Source organism: Paraburkholderia sp. J63, from assembly GCF_905220245.1.
In the GTDB taxonomy this organism is placed as follows: Bacteria; Pseudomonadota; Gammaproteobacteria; order Burkholderiales; family Burkholderiaceae; genus Paraburkholderia.
The window spans coordinates 1-982 of sequence record NZ_CAJMZF010000140.1; the positions used below are offsets into that span (position 1 = coordinate 1).

Genomic DNA, 982 nt, shown 5'->3' on the forward strand with positions numbered 1-982 from the left:
TGTCTCGGTGGGCACGGAAGGTAGCGAGCGTCAGATCACGAACGTGGCGGCCGGTACGCAGGGCACCGACGCGGTGAACGTGAACCAGCTCACCGCCGCGACCGTGCAGTCGCAGGGCTACATGGACCAGCGAATCGCCGGCGTGCAGAACCAGGTCAGCGACGTGCGTCGCGACGCGTTCGGCGCAGCGGCAGCGGCGATGGCGGTTGCGGGTCTGCCGCAGCCGACCGCGCCGGGCAAGACGATGGTGGCGGCAGGTACGTCGCGCATCGGTGGCCAGCAGGGCATGGCGCTGGGCGTCTCGTATGTCTCCGAGAACAACCGCTGGGTGGGCAAGCTCTCGGTGAGCTCGAGCGCCCAGGGCAGCACCGGTACCACGGTCGGCGCAGGCTATCAGTGGTAACGCCCCGCGCGGCAAGGATGGCATCGTAGGTTGATGCCATGAAACCTCAAGCCCGGCAGTCGAAAGACTGCCGGGCTTCTTTTTTGAGTTTATGTGTCTGGCATGGGCGCAATGGTGTGGGGCAAGGTTCCGGCGTGCGTGAGGCCCTGTTCCGGTGCTATTTTTATCCGCTGGTTTTACGGGCGCGATCTGCTATCCCGTTTTTCGAATATCTCCTGGTTTTTTGTGGACCGCGGGCCGTTAGTATGAATCCATGCCTCGCCGACACCGAAACGTCAGGCATCAAAGGTCAAGGATTGTTCGAGGCTTGATTCAGGTTCTTTTGATTCAGAGTTCTCTTATTTGATGTACTGATTCCTACGATTAATCTGAGAGTGTAGGCAGTCAGTCTGGTTGATGACCCACGGCTCGATGCGCAGGCAGATTCCATTTGCCGGGCAACAGGAGCGACCAGGCTGCATCTGATTTCAGTAAAAGCAGGACTGCAAACTATTACTTAACGACAAAACCCCGGAATCCTGAATGGTTTCAGGGCGCACAGAATGGCGTGCCCTGTGGACCCGTGTTGCCGGCCGTTTT

1 protein-coding gene is annotated in these 982 nt (G+C 59.4%); it reads left to right on the forward strand.

Translation table 11 applies throughout. From position 1 onward, the window contains the following. Window positions 1–403, forward strand: a 403-nt coding sequence (locus U5775_RS38855) for a YadA family autotransporter adhesin (RefSeq protein ID WP_322063424.1), incomplete at its 5' end; no start/stop codon positions are given. Between the last annotated feature and the right edge of the window lie 579 nt (window positions 404–982).